This window comes from Pseudoalteromonas sp. RB2-MNA-CIBAN-0110, assembly GCF_040309305.1.
GTDB lineage: Bacteria > Pseudomonadota > Gammaproteobacteria > Enterobacterales > Alteromonadaceae > Pseudoalteromonas > Pseudoalteromonas arctica.
Window position 1 is genome coordinate 1 of sequence record NZ_JBEOOQ010000010.1, and the last position, 23,300, is coordinate 23,300.

The window sequence follows — 23,300 nt, forward strand, 5'->3', positions numbered from 1 at the left end:
TAACCCACAAATCATTACCACTGAAGTACAAGCCGATGGCACCTTTAGTGTTGATGTACCAAACGAATTAAGTGAAGGTGAGTTTACTGTTGAGGTATCCGTTACTGACACCGCAGGTAATGAAACCACAGCAACTACGACTGGAGAAATTGATACTTCAGCACCGGTGATCACTATAGATGCACTGGCTGATAGTAACGACACCACTCCAACTATTTCAGGGATTGCGACGGGTGAGCCAGAGGGCACGGTTGTTACTATTACAGTTACTGATGAAGCAGGTAACCCACAAATCATTACCACTGAAGTACAAGCCGATGGCACCTTTAGTGTTGATGTACCAAACGAATTAAGTGAAGATGAGTTTACTGTTGAGGTATCCGTTACTGACACCGCAGGTAATGAAACCACAGCCACAACAACGGGAGAAGTTGATACCACAGCGCCAATAGTTACTATTAATGCGCTAGGCGATACGAGTGATACAACACCAACTATTTCAGGCACAGCTAGCGGTGAGCCAGCTGGTTCAACCGTAACTTTAACAGTGACCGATGCTAACGGTATAGTACAAATAATTACAGCAGAAGTAATTGCAGATGGAAGTTGGACTGTAGAAGTGTCCGCGGCTTTAGCTGAAGGAAGCTACTCTGTAGATGCAAGTATTAGTGATAGCGCTGGTAATGAAGGCACAGCAAGTGCTTCAGGCACAATTGATACAAGCGCATTGACCATTACCATTGATATTATTGGCGAAACTAACGATCAAACACCTCAAATAAATGGTGATACTTTTAATGCACAAGCTGGCTCTCAAGTTGAAGTTCAGATCACTGACTCAGCGGGTGCAATAATTACTTTAACCACAGTTGTTGATGAAAACGGTCTTTGGAGTGTTACTCCGCCTGCAAATTTAGCTGAGGGCACCATTTTAATTAGTGCGACAGTAACAGACATAGGTGGTGGAAGCGCAAATGCAGAGCTTGATGCTGTAATTGATATTACGCCTCCAACCATACAAGTAAATGAACTAGAAACAAGTAATGATACAACACCGGTTATTTCTGGTAACACAACTGACGTAGTTGCAGGCACGGTTATAAATTTAACGGTTACTGATTCTCAAGGGGTTGTTCGCACATTTAGCACAACAACAGATGCCGATGGTAATTGGAGTGTTGAACTTTCTCAAGAGTTGGCCTCGGGCGATTATTCTGTAGAAGCTGAAGTATCTGATGCAGCTGGTAATAGCGCTTCAGATACTGCTACAGGCAACATAGATACATCAGGGCCTAGCTTAACCGTTAACTTTGATACTGTAACTAATGACTCAACACCTACCATTTCAGGCACTAGTGATGCAGACGTTGGTACCAGCATCACGGTTGTTATTACCGATGAAAATGGGGGGGAACAAACACTCACCACTACTGTGGATACAAATGGTAACTGGGAAGTAACTCCACAAGCAGATTTAAATGAAGGTGATAACACCATCGAAGTGAGTGTATCTGACGAAGCAGGAAATACGACAACAGTTACAGATACAATTACGTTAGACACGCAAGCGCCAACGCTCACCATTCAAAACGTGGGCGATGTCAGCGACTTAACACCTGAGCTGCAAGGCACCAGTAATGAAATTGGTGGCACCGTAACACTCACCATCACCGACAGCGAAGGTGCTGTGCAAACCATTGAGACCGTTGTAGGCAGCGATGGTCACTGGGCAATCGAAGTGTCAACAGCCCTTGCGCAAGGTGACTTTAGCGTTGTTGCCAGCATCACTGATGCTGCAGGCAACGACACCACTGCCAACAGCAGTGGTAATGTAGATACTATTACACCCGTTATCACCGTTGATGCACTGGGTTTAGGCAACGACAGCACCCCAGTTGTTAGTGGTACCTCAACAGAGCCTGAAGGCACCGTTGTGATTATTGTTATCACAGACAGTAACGGCAATGAAACACCAATTACAGCCACAGTCGATGCGAACGGCAACTGGCAAGCAATCAGCCCTGAATTACCAGAGGGCAGCTACAACGTGCAAGCCAGCATTACCGATGCCGCAGGTAACACCGATAGTGCCGTGCAATCGGGCACCATTGATAGCCTCGCGCCAACGCTTGTGCTTGATACCGTGGGCGCAACGAACGATAGCACCCCGACTATCAGCGGAAGTAGTAATGCGCCAGCGGGGACTGTTATTAGCATCAGTGTAAGCGATGGCACCACAACAGAAATGTTCACCGCGACAGTACAAGCTGATGGCAGCTGGTCGGCAGATGTACCGAATGCACTGAGCGATGGTGAGCTCACCATTGAAGCTAGCGTGAGTGATAACGCCGGTAATACCACTACATTAAGTGAAACCGCAACACTCAACACCACGGCCCCAAGCATTAGTATTAATGCATTGGTTGATACCAACGACACCACCCCAACCATTAATGGTACAAGCGATGCGGCAGATGGCACCACCATTAGTTTAACGTTTGAAGACAGTGCAGGGAATATTACGACTGTTGATACGACCGTAACGGGCGGCGTATGGAGCGTCGATGCACCAAGCGTACTAGCAGAAGGCGAATATACTGTCACTGCAGAGGTAGACGATGGCCTAGGTAATATCGGCAGCGCCACAGAAGCAGGCGAGATTGACTTAACCGCACCAAGCCTTGTTATTGCAGACAATGGTGTTAGCAATGACACGACACCGACTATCTCGGGTACAAGCGATGCGCCACAAGGCAGTGAAGTCACTATTATTGTGACAGACAGTGCCGGTGCACAGCAAACCATTACCGCGACAGTTGGCGGAAGTGGCGCGTGGTCAGTCCCTGTTACGACAGCCCTTGCAGAAGGTAACTTCACCGTAAGCGCAAGCGTGAGCGATGCCGCAGGCAACGACACCACCGCCACAGGCGCTGGTGAAGTAGACACCACTGCACCGACACTTGTGCTTACCAATCCAGGTTCAAGTAATGATGTAACGCCGATATTTAGCGGCACAAGCGATGCGGTTGAAGGCACGGTTATTAACTTCACCGTAGTGGATGATTTAGGTAGCTCACAAACGTTCACCACCACGGTTGATGCAGACGGGAACTTCTCGGTCGAAGTAATCACTGCACTGGCAGAAGGACCGTATACGATTACTGCCAACATCAGCGATGTAGCAGGTAACAGCACCGATATTACCGGCAACGGCACAATAGACACATCCGCGCCAAGCATTACCGTGGATGCGCCAGTATTAACGAACGACAGCACGCCAACAGTCACAGGCACCAGTGATGCGCCTAACAGCACCATTACGGTTACGTTTACAGATGCAGCAAATGCCACTCAAAGCATTGATGTACAAACCGATGCTAATGGTAACTGGAGTGCGACACCAACAGGTACATTAGCTGAAGGGAACTACAGCGTCAGCGCCAGCATCACCGATGCCGCAGGCAACACAGGCACAGGTACAGACAGTGGCGAAGTCGATATAACACCGCCAGACTTAGCATTTACACCTACCTTCTTATTAGGCTCATTGGTGTTATTAAACGGCACCTCTGATTTACCGGCTGGCAGTGAAATTACCATTACTGAGCAACTTGTTGGCGGCGGTGTGGGCGTAAGTTACACCACAACCACTGACGCCAATGGTAACTGGTCACTGACTGGTATTGATATCTCATTACTTGATGTTGGCTCAGTGATCGCAACAGCGACCGATGCCGCAGGTAATACCCGTACAATTAGCTCAGATGACTTTGATAATACACCGCCGACACTCACTGTTGATGTTGCAGCACAAAGCGACAGCAACACGCCAATCATAAGCGGCACAAGTGATGCGGGTGAAGGCGCGCAAGTCACTATTGTAGTGACCGACAGCGCAGGCAACCCGCAAACCATCACCGCCTTAGTGGATGCCAATGGCAACTGGAGCGCCACACCAGCGACACCATTAAGTGAAGGTGAAAGCACGATTGAAGTAAGTGTGCGCGACAGTGTCGGCAACGAAACCACCTTGAGTGATACCAGTACCATCGACACGCAAGCGCCAACACTCACCATTCAAAACGTGGGCGATATAAGTGATTTAACACCAGAGCTGCAAGGCACCAGTAATGAAATTGGTGGCACCGTAACACTCACCATCACCGACAGCAGAGGCATCAATCAAACCCTTAGCACCGTTGTAGGCAGCGATGGCCACTGGGCTATTGAAATTCCAGGTGCCCTTGCACAAGGTGATTTTACTGTAAGCGCGAATATTACTGATGCGGCAGGCAACGACACCACTGCCAACAGCAGTGGTAATGTAGATACTATTACACCCGTTATCACCGTTGATGCACTGGGTTTAGGCAACGACAGCACCCCAGTTGTTAGTGGTACCTCAACAGAGCCTGAAGGCACGGTTATCAACATTATTATTACCGACAGCAACGGTGATGAGCACCCAATCACCGCTACTGTGGATGCAAACGGTAATTGGCAAGCAACCAGCCCTGAATTACCAGATGGAAGCTACAACGTACAAGCCAGTATCACCGATGATGCAGGCAACACCGGCGGCGCCACACAAACAGGCAGCTTAGATACTTTAGCGCCGACACTGACGTTAGACACAGTAGGTGCCACGAATAACAGCACACCAACAATTAGCGGGACATCGAACGCGCCAGTAGGCACGGTTATAACGATTAACGTCACGGATGCAGATAATACAGAAACGTTCATCACGACAGTGCAAGCCGATGGCAGTTGGTCAGCCGATGTACCGAATGCACTGAGCGATGGTGAGCTCACCATTGAAGCTAGCGTTAGTGATAGCGCAGGCAACACCACCACGTTAAGTGAAACCGCGACACTCAATACCACTGCGCCAAGCATCAGTATTAATGCACTGGTTGACACCAATGACACCACGCCAGAAATTCGCGGGACAAGTGATGCGGCAGATGGCACCACCATTAGTTTAACGTTTGAAGACAGTGCAGGGAATATTACGACTGTTGATACGACCGTAACGGGCGGCGTATGGAGCGTCGATGCACCAAGCGTACTAGCCGAAGGCGAATACACCGTAACAGCTACCGTGAATGATGGGCTGGGCAATATAGGGAGTGCAACAGAGACTGGTCAGATCGACCTTACTGGTCCGAGCCTTGTTATTACCGACAACGGCGTAGGCAACGACACCACCCCAACGATTGCAGGTACCAGCGATGCACCGCAGGGAAGTGAAGTAACGATTGTTGTCACTGACAGCAGTGGCACACCGCAAACAATAAGCGCCACCGTACTTGCTAATGGTACGTGGTCAATTCCTGTACCGATAGCACTTGCAGAAGGTGCATACACCATTAGTGCGAGTGTTGAAGATGCCGCAGGCAACGACACCACCGCCACAGGCGCTGGTGAAGTAGACACCACTGCACCGACACTTGTGCTTACCAGTCCAGGTTCAAGTGATGATGTAACGCCGATATTTAGCGGCACAAGCGATGCAGTTGAAGGCACGGTTATTAACTTCACCGTAGTGGATGATTTAGGTAGCTCACAAACGTTCACCACCACGGTGGATGCTGATGGCAACTTCTCAGTTGAAGTAATCACTGCACTGGCAGAAGGACCGTATACGATTACTGCCAACATCAGCGATGTAGCAGGTAACAGCACCGATATTACCGGCAACGGCACCATTGATACCACTGCACCAAGTGTGAGTGTAGATGCGCCAATATTAACAAACGACAGCACGCCCACAGTGACAGGCACCAGTGATGCACCTAATAGCACCATCACGGTGACGTTTACAGATGCAGCGAATGCAGTGCAAACTATTGATGTACAAACCGATGCTAATGGTAACTGGAGTGCGACACCAACAGGTACATTAGCTGAAGGTAATTACAATATCAGCGCCAGCATCACTGATGCTGCAGGCAACACAGGCACCGGCACGGACAGTGGCGAAGTAGACGTAACCCCGCCAGCACTTGCCTTTACACCAACGTTTGAACTTGGCTTATTAGTCACATTAAGTGGTACGTCTGACTTGCCAGCAGGCAGTGAAATTACCATTACCGAGCAACTGGTTGGCGGTGGTATTGGTGCAACATATACCACTACAACGGATGCGGATGGCAACTGGTCATTAGTCGGGTTGGATGTATCTTTACTTGATGTTGGCTCAGTGATCGCAACAGCGACCGATGCCGCAGGTAATACCCGTACAATTAGTTCAGATGACTTTGATAATACGCCACCGACACTCACTGTTGATGTTGCAGCACAAAGCGACAGCAATACACCGGTTATTAGCGGCACAAGCGATGCGGGTGAAGGCGCGCAAGTCACTATTGTAGTGACCGACAGCGCAGGCAACCCGCAAACCATCACCGCGCTTGTGGATGCAAACGGTGATTGGAGTGCCACACCAGCGACACCATTAAGTGAAGGTCAAAGCACCATTGAAGTAAGTGTACGCGACAGTGTCGGCAATGAAACCACCGTGAGTGATACCACGACTATCGACACGCAAGCGCCACTACTCACCATTCAAAACGTGGGCGATGTCAGCGATTTAACACCAGAGCTTCAGGGCACCAGTAATGAAATTGGTGGCACTGTAACACTCACCATCACCGACAGCGAAGGTGCTGTGCAAACCATTGACACTATAGTTGGCAGCGATGGTCACTGGGCAATCGAAGTATCGACAGCCCTTGCACAAGGTGACTTTAGCGTTGTTGCAAGCATTACCGATGCGGCAGGTAACGAGAGTACAGCGAACAGCAGTGGTAATGTGGATACTATTACGCCAATCGTCACCGTTGACGCACTAGGCTTAGGCAACGACAGCACACCAGTGATTAGTGGTACTTCAACAGAGCCTGAAGGCACCGTTGTAAACATTGTTATTACCGACAGTAACGGTGATGAGCACCCAATCACCGCTACTGTGGATGCAAACGGCGATTGGCAAGCAACCAGCCTTGAATTACCAGATGGAAGCTACAACGTACAAGCCAGTATCACCGATGATGCAGGCAACACCGGCGGCGCCACACAAACAGGCAGCTTAGATACTTTAGCGCCGACACTGACGTTAGACACAGTAGGCGCCACTAATAACAGCACGCCAACAATTAGCGGGACATCAAACGCGCCAGCAGGCACGGTTATAACGATTAACGTCACGGATGCAGATAATACAGAAACGTTCACCGCGACAGTACAAGCCGATGGCAGTTGGTCAGCGGATGTACCGAACGCGCTAACTGATGGTCCACTCACTATCGAAGCAAGCGTAAGCGACAGTGCAGGCAACACCACTACATTAAGTGAAAACGCAACACTCAACACCACGGCGCCAAGTATCAGTATTAATGCACTGGTTGACACTAATGACACCACGCCAGAAATTCGCGGGACAAGTGATGCAGCTGATGGCACCACCATTAGCTTAACGTTTGAAGACAGTGCAGGGAATATTACGACTGTTGATACGACCGTAACGGGTGGTGTATGGAGCGTCGATGCACCAACTGATTTAGCCGAAGGTGAATATACTGTCACCGCAGAGGTAGATGATGGACTGGGCAATATTGGCAGTGCCACCGAGACAGGTCTGATAGATCTAACAGGTCCGAGCCTTGTTATTACCAACAACGGTGTAGGCAACGACACCACGCCAACGATTGCAGGCAGTAGTGATGCACCGCAAGGCAGTACGATAACGGTTATAGTGACAGATAGCAGTGGTGCAGCGCAAACAATGAGCGCCACCGTACTTGCTAATGGTACGTGGTCAATTCCTGTACCGGTAGCACTTGCAGAAGGCGCATACACCATCAGCGCAAGCGTGAGCGATGCAGCAGGCAATGACACCACCGCTACTGGCGCTGGTGAAATAGACACCACCGCACCGACATTGATCCTAACGAATCCAGGTTCAAGTAATGACATTACTCCGACACTCAGCGGAACAAGCGATGCGGTTGAAGGCACGGTTATTAACTTCACCGTAGTGGACGATTTAGGCAATACACAAACGTTCACCACCACGGTTGATGAAGATGGCAACTTCTCAGTCGAAGTGCCAACAGCGATAGCAGAAGGACCGTATAGTATTGAAGCTAACATCAGCGATGTGGCAGGTAACAGCACCGATATTACAGGCAACGGCACCATTGATACGACCGCACCGAGTGTGAGTGTAAATGCGCCGTTACTAACCAACGACAGCACGCCCACGGTTACGGGCACCAGTGATGCGCCTAACAGCACCATCACGGTTACGTTTACCGATGCAGCGAATGCAGTGCAAACTATTGATGTACAAACCGATGCAAGTGGTAACTGGAGTGTAACGCCAAGCGGCGATTTAGCGGAAGGTAATTACAGCGTCAGCGCCAGCATCACCGATGCCGCAGGCAATACAGGCACGGGTACAGACACTGGCGAAGTCGATATAACCGCTCCGGATCTTGAAATTATTCCATCGTTTTTATTAGGTAATTTAGTTTCTCTTTCGGGGGATTCTGATCTACCAGGGGGTTCTGTAATCACTATTACAGAGTACCTAGTTGGGGGATTAGTTGGTGCAACTTATACAGCAACGACAAATCCTGATGGTACGTGGGGGCTTGCAAACATAACAGTACCTTTACTAAACCTTGCCTATGTGACTGCCAGTGCAACGGATGCAGCTGGTAATGTCAGAACAATCAATACACTTGATTTTGATAACGTAGCACCAGAATTAACCGTTAGTGTCGATGCTTTATCTAATGACAGTACGCCAGTAATTAGCGGCACCACCGATATGGGGCAAGGCACTGTAATTAATATAACCGTGACTGATAGTGAAGGAGAAAGCCAAGCGTTTACTGCGACAGTTCAAGCCGGTGGCGACTGGTCTGTTGCTGTACCTGCAGAGCTAGCGCAAGGTCAATATACTGTTGTTGCAGAGGTTAGAGACAGTGTTGGTAACTTAACAACGCAGCAGGCTCAAGGTGAAATAGATAGCGTTGCTCCTACATTAATTGTGAACGAAGTTAACGCGACAATAGATACAACACCTACAATTTCAGGCACAAGTAATGAGATAGGTGCAGATGTAAGCATTATTATTGGTGGTCAAACACTAACAGCAACTGTGGGTACTGATGGCAATTGGCAAGTAGATGTCCCCGTAGCACTTGTTGATGGTGATTATACGGCTCAAGTAAGTGTTACCGATGATGCTAATAATACCAGCAGCACGACTATTGATTTAACAATTGATACCCAAGTACCTGTTATTGTACTTAATGATATAACTGTATTTAACACTAATACACCAATTGTAAGTGGTACTTCAACTGAACCACAGAATACGGTGGTCGATATAGTCATTACAGATAGCAACGGTGATATACATACTTTAACCGCAATAGTTGATGCTAGCGGCGATTGGCAAGTTACAGCGCCAAGCTTGCCAGATGGCAATTATGATGTAGAGGTAAGTATTACCGATGATGCTGGTAATACAGGCTCTGATACAGGTTCGAGTTTTGTTGATACTCAAGCACCAAGTATTACTATAAATGCATTAGGTACAATTAATAACAGCACGCCAACTATTTCAGGCACATCCAATGAACCTGAAAACACGAGTATTACAGTAACTGTGACCGATGGAGATAGTACCGAGACTTACACAACTGTTGTTGGTGCAGGAGGTGCTTGGACTGTAGATATTACAGATGTACTGACTGATGGTGAAGTTACAGTTTCTGCAAGTGTTACTGATGCCGCAGGGAATGAATCAGTTGCAAATAGTACCGCAACTTTAAATACCAATGCGCCTACAATTAATATTAATACAATTGTTGATACGAACGATCAAACACCAGCAATATCAGGCACAAGTAGTGCAATAGATAACTCGGTGATCACAGTCGTTATAACTGACGTTAATAACGTTTCACATACTGTAACTACGACGGTAGTAGGCGGTATTTGGAGTGTTGATGCGACAGATATTCTACCTGAAGGTGAATTTACTGTTTCGGCAAGTGTAACTGAAGGAAGCTTAACGAGTAATACAACAGGTAGCGGTGTTATCGATTTAACCGCGCCAACGCTTAGTATTACGCCGCTTGTAACTTTAAATGATACAACGCCTACAATTTCAGGCACAACAACCGCACCGCAAGGCGCATTAGTTATTATTTTAATTACTGATAGCTTAGGTGCAGAGCAAACGGTTAATGCTACGGTTGGTGCAAATGGCACATGGTCAGTCGCTGCAAGTACAGAGTTGAGCGAGGGCATTTACACGGTTTTAGCTTCAACCACAGATACTGCCGGTAACCCTGTAAACACAAGTACTACAGGGGTAGTTGATATAACAGCGCCAGTTGTGACCATTAACGATATTGCTGGAAGTACCGATCTAACTCCAAGTATTTCAGGGAATGTGACAGGTGCCATGGTAGGTGATGCAGTTGCTGTGGTATTTACCGATGCACTAGGGAATAAGCATACTGTAAATACAACAGTTCAAACTGGTGGTATATGGTCTTTAGAGGCAAGTAGTTCTCTTTCACAAGGCGATTATTCAGTTGAAGTATTTGTTACTGACAGCGCTGGTAATACCGGGGACGCAACAAATACAGCAACTATTGATACAATTGCTCCTGAAATTAGTATTAATCAAAGTTCATTAATACTAACTCAAGATAGCACTCCATTGATTACAGGTACGTCTAACGAGGAAAATACAAACGTTATTGTTACCTTTACTGATTCTGCTGGAGTTTCTCATCAAATGACCGTTCAAACCGATGGCAATGGAGACTGGCAAGCGGCTGCTAATAATATTTTAGCTGACGGTGTTTACAGTGTTAGTGCAACTATTAGCGATGCTGCGGGCAATACTTCGGTCGACAATAAAACCGGTGGTGAGGTTGATACCGTGGGACCAGAGCTAACAATTGTGCCTTCGTTCCTATTAGGTCAGTTGGTTTCTTTATCTGGTACATCTGATTTGGGCGAAGGTAAAACCGTTACGGTTACTCTAGAGCTTGCAGGTGATTTACTCGATTTAACATACGATGTAACCACAGATGCAAATGGTGATTGGGAGCTATTAGGCCTAGCCGTTAATGTTATTGGCTTATCAGTTATTGAAGCCTCTGCAACCGATGATGCGGGTAACACCACCACTATTACGACTGCTGATGTAGATGCTTCAACCCCAGTACTAAATGCAGTAGTTGACTTTGCTACTGGTGAGGGCGATTTACCAATAATTAGTGGTACGACCGACCAAGCACCAGGCACTGAAGTGCTAGTTAAAGTGGTAGATAGCGGAAATGTAGTACAAGAGCTTACGGCTATAGTGCAAGCCGATAATACGTGGGCTGTGCAGGTTCCTCAATCATTAGCTGAGGGGACATTTAGCGTAACAGTTGACGTGTTAAGTGAGGTCGGTATTACTACCACGCAACTACTTACTGGAATGGTGGATACAATATCGCCAACACTTGGCTTACAGGTTATTGGCACAACATCAGACTCCACGCCAATAATCCAAGGTACCAGTGATTTAATTAATGGTGTTGTTGAAATACAACTAGATGGCGGTTCAGTTTTAACCACCACGGTTAATGCAGCTGGGTTATTTTCACTCGAGGTAGATGCACTAACTGAAGGGCAGCATGTTGCGAATGTGAGTATTACTGATGATGCAGGTAATGTAGTTACCGATACGCTTGAATTCGTCGTTGATACGCTAGTACCAGTGGTTGGAATTTTACCACTGAGCATTAGCAATACAGATATATTAGAGCTTTCAGGTACATCACCAGAAGCGGAAGGCACAAATATTGATGTAACTGTTATTGGTAGTAATGGTGAAAAAACGGTATTTAATACCTTAATTGGTAGCGATGGCAAGTGGTCTTTAGTAACTACTAGCTTATCAGATGGTGTATATACTGTTTCTGCAAGTATAACTGACGCGGCAGGTAATACAGGGCAGTCGGCCATTGAGCAAGTAACCATAGATACTATAGCGCCAGCGCTAGGAATTGATGCGTTTGGTGTACTTAATACGCTAACACCTACTATTGAAGGGACAAGCGATGAAGAGGTAGGAAGTTTAATTACCGTAAATATTACTGACTCTACAGATACATTATATGTAGTTACCACTTCGGTATTAGGAGACGGAACATGGCTTATTGTTACTCCTTTACTTGCTGAAGGTGACTTAACAATTGAGGCAATAAGTACAGATGATGCTGGGAATATAACAACAGTTACGCAAACGGGCACTATTAGTACAACCTTACCAGGTTTGTTAATTAATCAAATTGTAGATACAAGCGATACAACGCCAACAATTACAGGTACCACAGATATATTAGCAGGTGACGTACAGGTAGTTATTACCGATAGTAGCGGTACAGCAACGACATATAACACCCAAGCTATTGCAGGTGTATGGACTCTAATACCTACAACACCATTAGCTGAAGGTGCCTTTACTGTAAGTGCTACAGTTGAAAACTTAGGGCTTACAAGTTCTACAAGCCTAGGTGGCATTATTGATTTAACACCACCAACAGTTGAAGTTAACCAGTTACCTGTTACTAATAACCCGTTACCAACAATTACAGGTACAAGTGATGCACCAGCAGGTACAAATGTGAGTGTTGTTATTACCGATGCTAATAATGATTCACAAACTATTACCGCTCAAGTTTCAGGCAATGGCACATGGTCAGTAACAGCTACCACCGCGCTTAGTGAAGGTAGCTTTAATGCAACAGCATCGATAAGCGATACAGCGGGTAACTCTGCTAGCGATACTATGGTGTCAAGCACCGATTATACTGCACCAACTGTAGTGATAGACCCAATTACAGTAGGGCAAGATACAACGCCTACCATTACGGGTTCTGTAACTGGAAGCTTTGCAGGTGCGGCTGTAATAGTTATGTTTACTGATTCAGCTGGTGCCACTCACAATGTTGACACAACCGTTGGCACTGATGGAACTTGGAGCGTGATATCGGCAGAAGTACTTAGTGAAGGTAACTACACTGTAGATGTTGGCATTGCTGATGGTGCAGGTAATACTGGTACGCAATCATCAAGTAGCGCAATTGACTCAGGTATTACAATTGACTCGGGACTAGAACTAACAGCAGAACAAAGCCCAGTTATAACAGGTACAGCTGCTCCAGGTGAGTCTGTAACTGTTACCTTTAGTGGTCCAACTGAAAGTATTGTATTAATAGAAACTGTTAATGCATCGGGTGTATGGAGTGCTACAGCTAATACTGCCTTAGCTGATGGGGAGTACACAGTAACAGCCGTAGCAACTGATACATCAGGCAATACAACTTCAAGCGGTAGTTTATCTGGATTGGTTATTGATACTACACCAATAAGTTTTGAAATCACTGATTTTGACTCTGGGATATTAGGTGTTTTATTACCGTCAGTTGAAGGAACAACAGAACCAGATACTGAAGTGTATATTATTGGCTCTTCATTATTGGGTGTTAACTTACTCGGTCTAGATTTAGATGTACTAGATAATGCAGGAAGTTTTACTTCCGATAGCAATGGAGATTGGGGAGGCTTTCTAAATTTACTCAATCTAAACATAGGTGGAGGAGAGCAATTCTACTTTGTAACTGTTGATGAAGCAGGAAACTACTTAATCAAAAATACTGGAAACACAATAGAGGATACGGGAAATATTTACGATAATGGAGCAAGCGCTGCTTCTGGCGACACAATCCCTGCATCATTTAGCGAAGAGTCGGCTCTAGGCGATACAATCTCTAATGAAGTTTCAAGCAACAACATATTAAGCACTGAAACAATTGACTTAGGTAACTTGAGTGGTCTATCAGCACCTGAGCAAACTGTGCAAGTGAGTTCGGCGGAACCGCTTAATATTGATGACGTTATTATTAGCGAAGATGCAGAGCAGCTTATAGCGCTAAATACACTGGTTGAGGACGAAGGCTCTGCAATTGCTTATACTCCAGCTCAAAGTGGGGGAAGCATTGATGCAGCAGCACCTGCGGTTGATGTACAAAATCAATCGGAAGAGATGATCAAACACTTAATTGAAAGTAGTAATAATCAAACGGATATTTAATATCAATAAAGCCCTCTTAATTATTAAGGGGGCTTACATAATTAAGCAAATTGGTATTATTAGAATAAAGGACATTAAAAAAGCCTTATTGATAAATCAATAAGGCTTTTTTAATGTGAAATTTTGGGCTTAAGCTTTTAAATTACGAACCAGTTTACTCTCGGTATTTACAGACTTACCGGCTTGGTCGTAGGTCATTGACGTTGGTGCGCCAATTAATATCTCTTTTAATTGTTTAACACTTAGTTGCGCTTGGCGGGCAGCATGAGCATTAACATTATTTTGTTTTTGGCATTGCGCAAGTTGAGTTTTAACTTGGCTTATTAGCTCAGATATTTCAGGGTTTTGTGAGTCGTTACTGGCAATAAGCTTACTTAGCTCTTTATCTAGAGTGCTTAGCTTAGTTAAAAAAGACATTTTTTGTTGGGTAATTTCTTTTAAACCAGCACCACGTCGTGAGGCAATAGCAGTAAGCTCGTCGTTTAATAGCGCGTGCAAAGAGTCTAAACAACTTACTTGTTGGTTTAGTTTTACGCTAATTAAACTATTATGATCAGCCATACACGTTAAACTCAAAATCAGCTAAGTTTTTAGCAAGCTTTTCACTGTCCACTTGATATTTACCTTCGGTTATTGCTTTTTTAAGCTCAGCAACTTTATCGCTATCAAAGCCAGACGATTGCTGTGCTTTATCTTGAAGCGTTTTTAATTGCTGCGCTTGCGGCGTCAAGCTTACAGAGTCACTTGCTGCTTTAGGCGAAGGAGTCTGCGTCGCTTGTGTATTTGCGTTATCTTTTTTTAAATCAACTTGTTGTTGCTTTGCATTTGTTAACGCATTAGCTTGTTGATTACTGCCATTAACTTGATTAACCATAATAATAAACCCGTATATTACCCAACTTATGCCATGTTATCGGCATATACGTAGGATACTTTAGTATAAATCTAAATTAAATATTCACTTGAACAGACTCTACACCATCTACTCGCGCATTTAAAACTTTACCTGATTTTTTGTTTTTTATTTGTATCTGTTCGCCCAAAGTACCGTCTTCTAAAGCAATACCTGTGGTTTTAATTCTAAGGCCTCTAAGGTTAGCGTAAATATTAACAGAGTCACCTTTACACACCATACAAATTTGGTTTAGTAATACTGGCATACCACTTCTAATATTTCGTTTACTTCTGCTGCCTATTAGCATTGTGGGGTCATCTAAGTACTGTATGCGTACAAAGTGAGTTGGTTTCATTTCAATACTTAAATGCGATTTAGTTATTACTTCACCGCGGGTTAAATTAGCAGTGGCAACAACAACTGGAGCCATTTCAACAACTCTTACATGAACGTATTGAGCCCACGTTTGCGCATCATTGCACTTGGCTTGTAAGGTTACTTGGCGGTTAAATGGTGGCTCATCGGATGTTGATAATTCAAGTTCAGTATTACAGACACGATCAGGAATGCGACTATCTAAAGGCAGTGCACTTAATTGAGTATTAGTATTTTGCAATGTACCAATCTGCTTAGCTATATAAGCAACGGCCATGTCTTGTAATAAATCTTTACTAAACACTTTAGCTTGCAAAGGGAATACAAAGCACAAGCTAGTAACAAAATAAAAAACACTGTATCTTCTGATTTTTTTTAACAAACTCATAATGTTTCGACTATGCTTATGGTTTCAAACAGGGTATAAATATTTTGCGTCAAAAAGTAGACGCACCCGCGATGTTATGTAGCTTTATAAATAGAAAGCAATTATCGTTCCGTATTATTTGTTTTCTTTAGGAGATTTGAATGGCAGGCATTTTAGACTCAGTAAACCAACGCACACAGTTGGTTGGGCAGAACCGCCTAGAATTACTTTTATTTAAGCTCAGAGGGCGTCAGCGTTTTGGTATTAATGTATTTAAAGTGAGAGAAGTGCTGCAATGCCCTCCACTAACAAGCATGCCAAAATCTAATCCGTATATTCGTGGTGTTGCACATATTCGTGGTCAAACCATTTCGGTTATTGATTTATCAATGGCTGTAGGTGGGCGCCCAATCGACAACATTAAAGACAGCTTTATAATCATTGCTGAATACAATCGCTCTGTGCAAGGGTTTTTAGTGGGCGGAGTTGAACGTATTGTAAATATGAATTGGGAAAAAATAATGCCACCGCCATCAGGCGCCGGACGTTATTCATATTTAACGGCAGTGACCGAAATCGAAAATGAATTAGTCGAAATTCTCGATGTAGAAAAAATTCTCAACGAAATTTGCCCAGTAAACACAGAAGTAAGTGCTGAAGTTGCACAAAGCGGCGATATTCAAAAAGATTTAGGCGAACGTATCGTATTTATTGCAGACGACTCTGCTGTTGCGCGTAATCAAGTTAAACGTGCCCTAGAGCCGTTAGGCGTGCAAACAGAGCTTGCCAAAAATGGTAAAGAAGCACTTATAAGATTAAAAGAAATAGCAGAGCTTGATTGTAAAAACGATATTACTGAGCGAGTAGCGTTACTTATCTCAGACGTTGAAATGCCAGAAATGGACGGCTATACCTTAACAGCTGAAATAAAAGCAGATCCCAAACTTGCACCTTTGCATGTTATTTTGCATACCTCTTTGAGTGGTGTTTTTAACCAGGCTATGATTGAAAAAGTCGGGGCAGATGACTTTATTGCTAAATTTAACCCAGACGAATTAGCAACAGCGGTTAAAAAGTGGGTTCATTGTGATTAACAAAAATAGGTGCTACTAACTTGAATAATAAAGATTTGCAGCAAAGTGAATACGACCAGTTTCGTTCGTTTTTAGAGCAGCAATGCGGCATTGTTTTAGGTGAAAACAAACAGTATTTAGTTAAAAGCCGACTTGCTCCGTTAATGACTCGATTTAATGTGGGATCTTTATCGGAGTTGGTTAGTAAAACTCTCGGGCCTCACGAGCGGCAATTAAGAGCCGCAGTGGTTGATGCAATGACCACAAACGAAACGTTGTGGTTTAGAGATCAATACCCGTTTGAGTTGCTCCAAAATAAGCTTTTTCCTGAGTTTAAAGACTTAAGAAGGCCTTTAAAAATTTGGTCTGCTGCCAGCTCATCAGGACAAGAACCCTATTCAATAGCTATGTCAGTAGCTGAATTTAATACTAAGCAACCTGGTGTGCTTCGTATGGGTGCACAAATTATTGGTACCGACATATCTAATACCATGCTTGATATGTGTAAAAATGCAGAATATGACGCGCTTGCACTTGCCAGAGGGTTATCTGCAGAGCGTCGTAAAAAGTTTTTTAAAGACAGCGGCAATGGTATGGCACAAGTAAACGATACAATAAAAAAACAAGTTAGTTTTAGGCACCTGAATTTGCTTGATTCTTACGCGTTAATGGGCAAGTTTGATATTATTTTTTGCCGTAATGTACTTATTTACTTTGCGCCTGAAATAAAAGCTAAAATTATTAATCAGTTTGCACAAGCATTAAACCCAAAAGGGTACTTATTTTTAGGAGCGTCAGAGTCTCTAACTGGCCTAAGTACTGAATTTGATATGGTTAGATGCAACCCCGGTATCATTTACCAAAAGAAATAATTAAGTTAATTCATTTCCCTAAAACGACGCACCAAGCGTCGTTTTTCTATTTAGATACATAGTCTTATAAAAATATAACACTTCCTAATATTAATGGCTTATTTTTTGCTTTATTCATGGGTAAGTCAATTTTTTGGAGAAGGTTATGGCTATCAGTTTTGATAAAGCATTAGGTGTGCATCCGCAAGCCATGTTGATCCGTTCACAGCGAGCTGAATTAATTGCAACTAATATAGCTAACGCTGATACGCCTGGCTATAAAGCAAAAGATATTGATTTTGCCTCTGCATTAAAAGCGGCAAGGTCAACCCAGCAAAGCGGCAATACTATGGTAAGAACTAATGATAAACACATTGGTGGAGGTACTCATAGTATGGGCAGTTCAGAATCATTTCGTTTGCCAAATCAATCAGATACAGGTGATGGTAACTCGGTTGATATACAAGTGGAACGAAACTTGTATACACAGAATGCTATGGAGTATCAGGCCAGCTTGCAATTTTTAAGCGGCAAATTTAAAGGCCTGAATAAAGCTCTCGGTAGTCAAGGATAAAAATTATGAGTTTATATAATGTTTTCGATATTGCAGGTTCGGGTATGAGCGCACAAAACGTTCGCTTAAATACTACAGCTAGTAATATTTCTAATGCTAATACCATTAGTTCATCTCAAGACAAAACGTACCGAGCGCGCCAACCTGTATTTGCGGCTGAGCTAACAAAGGCTTCAGCATCAGTAAGTAACCAACAGGGCTCCGCAGTTGGTGTTAAGGTTTTGGGCATTGTTGAAAGTAATGCACCATTACAAATTGAATATAACCCAAACCATCCAAGTGCGGATGAAAATGGCTATATCTATAAACCCAACGTCAATGTTGTAGAGGAGATGGCAAATATGATTTCTGCCTCTCGTTCTTACCAAACAAACGTGCAAGTTGCTGATGCAGCAAAGCAAATGCTAAGTAAAACACTGTTGCTAGGGCAGCGGTAACCGAGGGTAGGTTATGAGTAACGATATTAGTACATCTTCATCCTATTTAGACTCTATACGCTGGCAAGAATCGCAAGTAGCGACCAGTGATAATGAGAGTGATGCGTTAACACAAGAAGACTTTTTCTCTTTGTTAACTCAGCAATTATCGTTTCAAGATCCCAGTAACCCTGCGGATAACGATCAAATGATTGCGCAAATGACTAGTTTCACAATGGCGCAAGGCATCAGCGATTTAAATTCAAATTTTGATAGCTTAGCGTCTTCTATGACATCAAATTCAGCATTGCAAGCATCAACACTTGTTGGCAAGCAAGCTTTACTTGAGTCAAACACCCTGGATTTAAATGAAACGGGTGATGCCAGAGGCTCTGCAGTGGCAGAAGAAGCCGTTGATAACTTAAAAATTAAAGTGACAGATGCATCAGGTCAGCTAGTGAGAACTATTGATATGGGTTCTCAATCAGCAGGTGCAGTACGTTTTGCGTGGGATGGCAAAAATGAAGCCGGTGAGCGTTTACCTGAAGGTGAATACTCAGTAACCGCCGAAGGAAGTACTGACGGCGAATTTTCAAGCTTGCCCATTGCTACATTCAAGAACATTGAAAGCGTTAATATTAATGGCTCAAGTGGCATTATTATTAACACTAAAGAAGGTGCGGTTAGGCTGACAGATGTAGCAGAAATCGCGTAATAAATTTTAGTATTTTTCGCCTGCTAGCAGGCCACAGACTAACAGGTTAGAGGTGAATTATGAGCTTCAATATTGCATTAACCGGCCTTGCTGCCGCGCAAAAAGATTTAGACGTAACGGCAAATAATATTGCAAACGTTAATACCACAGGTTTTAAAGAGTCACGCGCTGAGTTTGCCGATGTTTACGCTTCATCAGTGTTTAGCTCTGGTAAGACTAAAAATGGTGACGGTGTGCAAACAACCATGGTTGCGCAGCAGTTTCACCAAGGCTCACTGCAATTTACAAATAACTCACTTGATTTAGCAATCACTGGTGAAGGTTATTTTGCGATGACCGACGATTTATCTTCGCAAGATTTAACATATACACGTGCGGGTGCATTTAAGCTTAACCAAGATAACTTTATGGTTGACGCAAAAGGTAACTTTTTACAAGCATTCCCAGTTGATTCATCTACAGGTGATACAACGTCGGTAAGTTTGAGCACAACTGATCCAATTCAAATCCCTGATTCGTCTGGTTCACCTCGCGCAACAGAAAATGTATTTTTGTCGTTTAACTTAGATGCAACGGCGGATCCATCAGGTCTAGATTTTGACCCTACGTCTAGTGGTACTTATAACTCATCTACGTCAACAACAGTATATGATTCACTAGGTGAGCCGCACATCTTACAGTACTTTTTTGCTAAAGAAGATGATGCCGCAGCAGGTGGTACAGATAACAGTTGGGAAGTATACGCAACACTTGATGGCAAAGTAGTTGATGGCACAACTGGTGGAGAACAAACAACGACACCTTATACACCACTGACTACCCTAGGTTTTAACTCAAGTGGTTTGCCATCAACAACAGGTGGTGTGGCAAATACAAATACAACTACTTTTGATGAAATATTACTACCAGCGGGTTCTGGCGCTGGTTTATCAACATTACTAGACAATGGTGCAACTTTCCCTGGTACTGGTATTGAGCTTAACTGGCGCGATGAAAATAACACGGCAGGACGTATCCCAACTCAGTATTCAAGTGGTTTTGAAGTAAAAGCACTCGATCAAGATGGCTCAACAGTTGGTCGTTTAGCCGGAATTGATATTGGCACAGACGGTAAAATTGTCGCTTCTTACAGTAATGGTGACTCAACATTCCTAGGCCAAGTGGCTATGGTACGTTTTCCAAATTCACAAGGGTTATCACAAGTGGGTGATACAAGCTGGAAGCAAAGTATTGATTCAGGTGAACCTGTAGCGGGTGAAGCTGGTTCGGGTACATTTGGTGGAATTAACTCATCAGCGCTTGAGCAATCAAATACAAACCTTACTAATGAACTAGTAGACTTAATTACTGCACAGCGTAATTACCAAGCAAACTCACGTGCGCTTGAAGTTAACTCAACTATTCAGCAAAGTATTTTGCAGATTCGATAAGCTAAACCTCATTAAATATATTAGGCTGCATTTTTGCAGCCTTTTTTATAAGTCATCTTTGTAAGCCCTTCTAAATACCTCTCAATGTTGCGTCAAATTTAATCTGGCACCTATTTTGCATTTATAAGTTCAGAGATTTTTTATGTGAGTCGATACTATGGACAAAATGGTCTACATTGCGGCCTCTGGCGCTAAGCAAAGCCTACAAGGGCTTGCTTTAAAAGCCAATAATTTGGCAAATGCAAATACAACGGGTTTTAAAGCTGACTTTGCGCAGGCGCGTTCTATGCAAGCGTTTGGCGAAGGTTTGCCTACACGTGTATTTTCAATGCAAGAGCGTCCGGGTTCAAACATGGTATCGGGTGGCATTGTTCAAACCGGGCGAGACTTAGATATTGCGATGAGCGATAACGCATGGCTTGCTGTGCAAGATGCCTCCGGTAATGAAGCTTACACAAAAGTGGGTACGTTAAACGTTACAGCTCAAGGCATGCTCGTAACCAGCCACGGTCGTCAAGTTATTGGCGAAGGGGGACCTGTTATATTACCCGTCCCAGTCGAAAAAATAGGGTTTAGCCAAGATGGCGCTATTCAAGTTCGACCACAAGGCGCCCCCGCTAACTTTTTAGAAGAAATAGACACGCTTAGAGTGGTAGAAGCAAATAGCTCACAGCTCGAAAAAGGTAACGATGGTTTATTTAGACCAAAAGCAAATGTAACAGTAGATACCTCTGCCAATGTAAAAGTTTTAAGTGGTTCGCTTGAAATGTCGAATGTGAACCCTGTTCACGAAATGGTCGACATGATAAGCCACCAGCGCCAATTTGAATTACAAGTGAAATTAATGAAAACAGCTGAAGAAATTGACGAGCGTCAAGATCAGTTATTACGCATAGTTTAACTTTAAAATGAGGACACGATTATGAATCCAGCATTGTGGATCAGTAAAACTGGGCTAGACGCTCAACAAACCGATATATCGGTTATCTCAAATAATTTAGCGAATGCGAGTACTGTAGGTTACAAAAAAAGCCGCGCTATATTTGAAGATTTACTTTATCAAAATATTAATCAACCAGGTGGTCGTTCATCGCAAGATACCGAAATGCCATCGGGCTTAATGTTAGGTGCGGGTGCTAAAGTTGTAGCTAACCAAAAAGAGTTTACGCAAGGCAACATGTTGACCACCGAAAATTCACTAGATTGGATGATTTCTGGTGAAGGTTTTTTTGAAGTACTGCAACCAGATGGCAATATTGCTTACTCGCGCAATGGTCAGTTTACTACCGATGGCGATGGACGAATTGTAACATCGGGCGCAGGTTACGTTATTCAGCCAGAAATGAATGTACCTGATGACGCGCAATCAATTACGGTTTCGCAAGACGGCGAAGTATCTGTACGTGTTGCAGGCCAAGCTGATAACGTGGTCATTGGTCAGCTTACTATTAGTGATTTTATTAATCCGTCGGGCCTTGAGCCAATTGGTCAAAACCTTTATACCGAAACCGCTGTAAGTGGTGCGCCGGTACAAGGTAATCCTGGCGTTGAAGGGTTAGGTAGCATTATTCAAGGCTCGCTCGAAACATCAAACGTAAATGTAACTGAAGAGCTAGTAAACCTAATCGAAACTCAGCGTATTTACGAAATGAACTCAAAAGTAATTTCGGCCGTTGACGAAATGATGAGTTATATCAATCAACAGCTTTAATAGAGTAGGGGGAATTATGCGTAATATTATTTTATTTACAGCGGGCACATTATTTTTAAGTGGCTGTATGTCTACGCAAAATAGTGAAGTAGTGCAGGACGACCCTTACTACGCACCTATGTACCCCGAGCCTATTTTAGAGCCGCTGGTAGCTACAGGTTCATTGTTTAATACTCATACATCAAACGACTTATATTCTGATAAAAAAGCGCTACGTACTGGCGATATAATTACGGTTAAATTGCAAGAGTCTACTCAAGCAACAAAAGCCGCTAAAACAGAAACAGACAAAGAAACCGACGCAAGCTTAGACCCCGTTATTGGATTAGGTGGTCTACCTGTAAATATAGGTGGCGATAGTATTCAGTTTGGTATTGGTAGCGATTCGTCGTTTACGGGCGATTCAAAATCAAACCAATCAAACAGCTTAGTGGGCGATATTTCGGTTAATGTAATGCGCGTTTTACCTAATGGTAACTTAGTTATACGCGGCGAAAAATGGCTAACGCTTAATACCGGTGAAGAGTTTATTCGTTTAGAAGGGCTAGTACGCCCTCAAGACGTAAGCGCCGATAATACGGTTGAATCAAACCGCATTGCTAATGCACGTATTCAATACTCAGGTAAAGGGCAAACGCAAGAAGCGCAAAGTCCTGGTTGGCTTACACGTTTCTTTAGCAGTTCGCTGTTTCCATTTTAGAGGGTAACAAC

At 43.9% G+C, this 23,300-nt stretch carries 13 protein-coding genes; 10 read left to right on the plus strand and 3 right to left on the minus strand.

The window, feature by feature from the left end; all coding sequences use genetic code 11:
* Nucleotides 1–13: 13 nt before the first annotated feature.
* Complete coding sequence (locus AAEY68_RS07125; RefSeq protein WP_350585755.1) at nt 14–14,182, plus strand: Ig-like domain-containing protein; 14,169 nt, start codon at nt 14–16, stop codon at nt 14,180–14,182.
* A 129-nt stretch (nt 14,183–14,311) separates the two neighbouring features.
* On the opposite strand, the gene flgN is transcribed toward AAEY68_RS07125, so the two are convergent.
* The 3 genes from flgN to flgA all read right to left on the minus strand — a co-directional run bounded on the left by flgN (nt 14,312) and on the right by flgA (nt 15,840).
* Nucleotides 14,312–14,743: a flagellar protein FlgN gene (gene flgN / locus AAEY68_RS07130; protein WP_007581855.1), complete on the minus strand. Its 432-nt coding sequence runs from the start codon at nt 14,741–14,743 to the stop codon at nt 14,312–14,314.
* Complete coding sequence (gene flgM, locus AAEY68_RS07135) at nt 14,736–15,056, minus strand: flagellar biosynthesis anti-sigma factor FlgM (protein ID WP_007581856.1); 321 nt, start codon at nt 15,054–15,056, stop codon at nt 14,736–14,738. Before flgM ends, flgN begins: the two co-directional genes overlap by 8 nt.
* Nucleotides 15,057–15,132: 76 nt before the next feature.
* Nucleotides 15,133–15,840 carry a flagellar basal body P-ring formation chaperone FlgA gene (gene flgA, locus AAEY68_RS07140; RefSeq protein ID WP_007581857.1) on the minus strand — a complete coding sequence of 236 codons (708 nt, stop codon included), beginning with the start codon at nt 15,838–15,840 and terminating at the stop codon, nt 15,133–15,135.
* 140 nt (nt 15,841–15,980) lie between these two features.
* Here flgA and AAEY68_RS07145 point away from each other — a divergent pair, with 140 nt between their 5' ends.
* The 9 genes from AAEY68_RS07145 (at nt 15,981) to flgH (ending at nt 23,289) form a co-directional block, all read left to right on the plus strand.
* Nucleotides 15,981–16,913, plus strand: coding sequence for a chemotaxis protein CheV (locus AAEY68_RS07145; RefSeq protein WP_007581858.1), 933 nt, complete (start codon nt 15,981–15,983; stop codon nt 16,911–16,913).
* Between the two features lie 20 nt (nt 16,914–16,933).
* On the plus strand, nt 16,934–17,764 hold the full coding sequence (locus AAEY68_RS07150; protein ID WP_007581859.1) for a CheR family methyltransferase: 831 nt from the start codon (nt 16,934–16,936) through the stop codon (nt 17,762–17,764).
* A 145-nt stretch (nt 17,765–17,909) separates the two neighbouring features.
* Nucleotides 17,910–18,317 carry a flagellar basal body rod protein FlgB gene (gene flgB, locus AAEY68_RS07155; protein WP_002959431.1) on the plus strand — a complete coding sequence of 136 codons (408 nt, stop codon included), beginning with the start codon at nt 17,910–17,912 and terminating at the stop codon, nt 18,315–18,317.
* 5 nt (nt 18,318–18,322) lie between these two features.
* Complete coding sequence (flgC, locus tag AAEY68_RS07160; protein ID WP_007581860.1) at nt 18,323–18,754, plus strand: flagellar basal body rod protein FlgC; 432 nt, start codon at nt 18,323–18,325, stop codon at nt 18,752–18,754.
* A 13-nt stretch (nt 18,755–18,767) separates the two neighbouring features.
* Nucleotides 18,768–19,448 (plus strand): flagellar hook assembly protein FlgD, encoded by a 681-nt coding sequence (locus tag AAEY68_RS07165; RefSeq protein WP_007581861.1) that lies wholly within the window; start codon nt 18,768–18,770, stop codon nt 19,446–19,448.
* Nucleotides 19,449–19,507: 59 nt separating this feature from the next.
* Nucleotides 19,508–20,878 (plus strand): flagellar hook protein FlgE, encoded by a 1,371-nt coding sequence (gene flgE, locus AAEY68_RS07170; RefSeq protein ID WP_007581862.1) that lies wholly within the window; start codon nt 19,508–19,510, stop codon nt 20,876–20,878.
* A 157-nt stretch (nt 20,879–21,035) separates the two neighbouring features.
* Nucleotides 21,036–21,779 carry a flagellar basal body rod protein FlgF gene (locus tag AAEY68_RS07175; protein WP_007581863.1) on the plus strand — a complete coding sequence of 248 codons (744 nt, stop codon included), beginning with the start codon at nt 21,036–21,038 and terminating at the stop codon, nt 21,777–21,779.
* A 21-nt stretch (nt 21,780–21,800) separates the two neighbouring features.
* A complete protein-coding gene (flgG, locus tag AAEY68_RS07180) occupies nt 21,801–22,589 on the plus strand; it encodes a flagellar basal-body rod protein FlgG (protein WP_002959420.1) in 789 nt (262 codons plus the stop codon).
* Between the two features lie 16 nt (nt 22,590–22,605).
* Entirely contained in the window at nt 22,606–23,289 is a 684-nt protein-coding gene (gene flgH / locus AAEY68_RS07185) for a flagellar basal body L-ring protein FlgH (protein ID WP_010553251.1), read from the plus strand.
* Nucleotides 23,290–23,300: the final 11 nt, after the last annotated feature.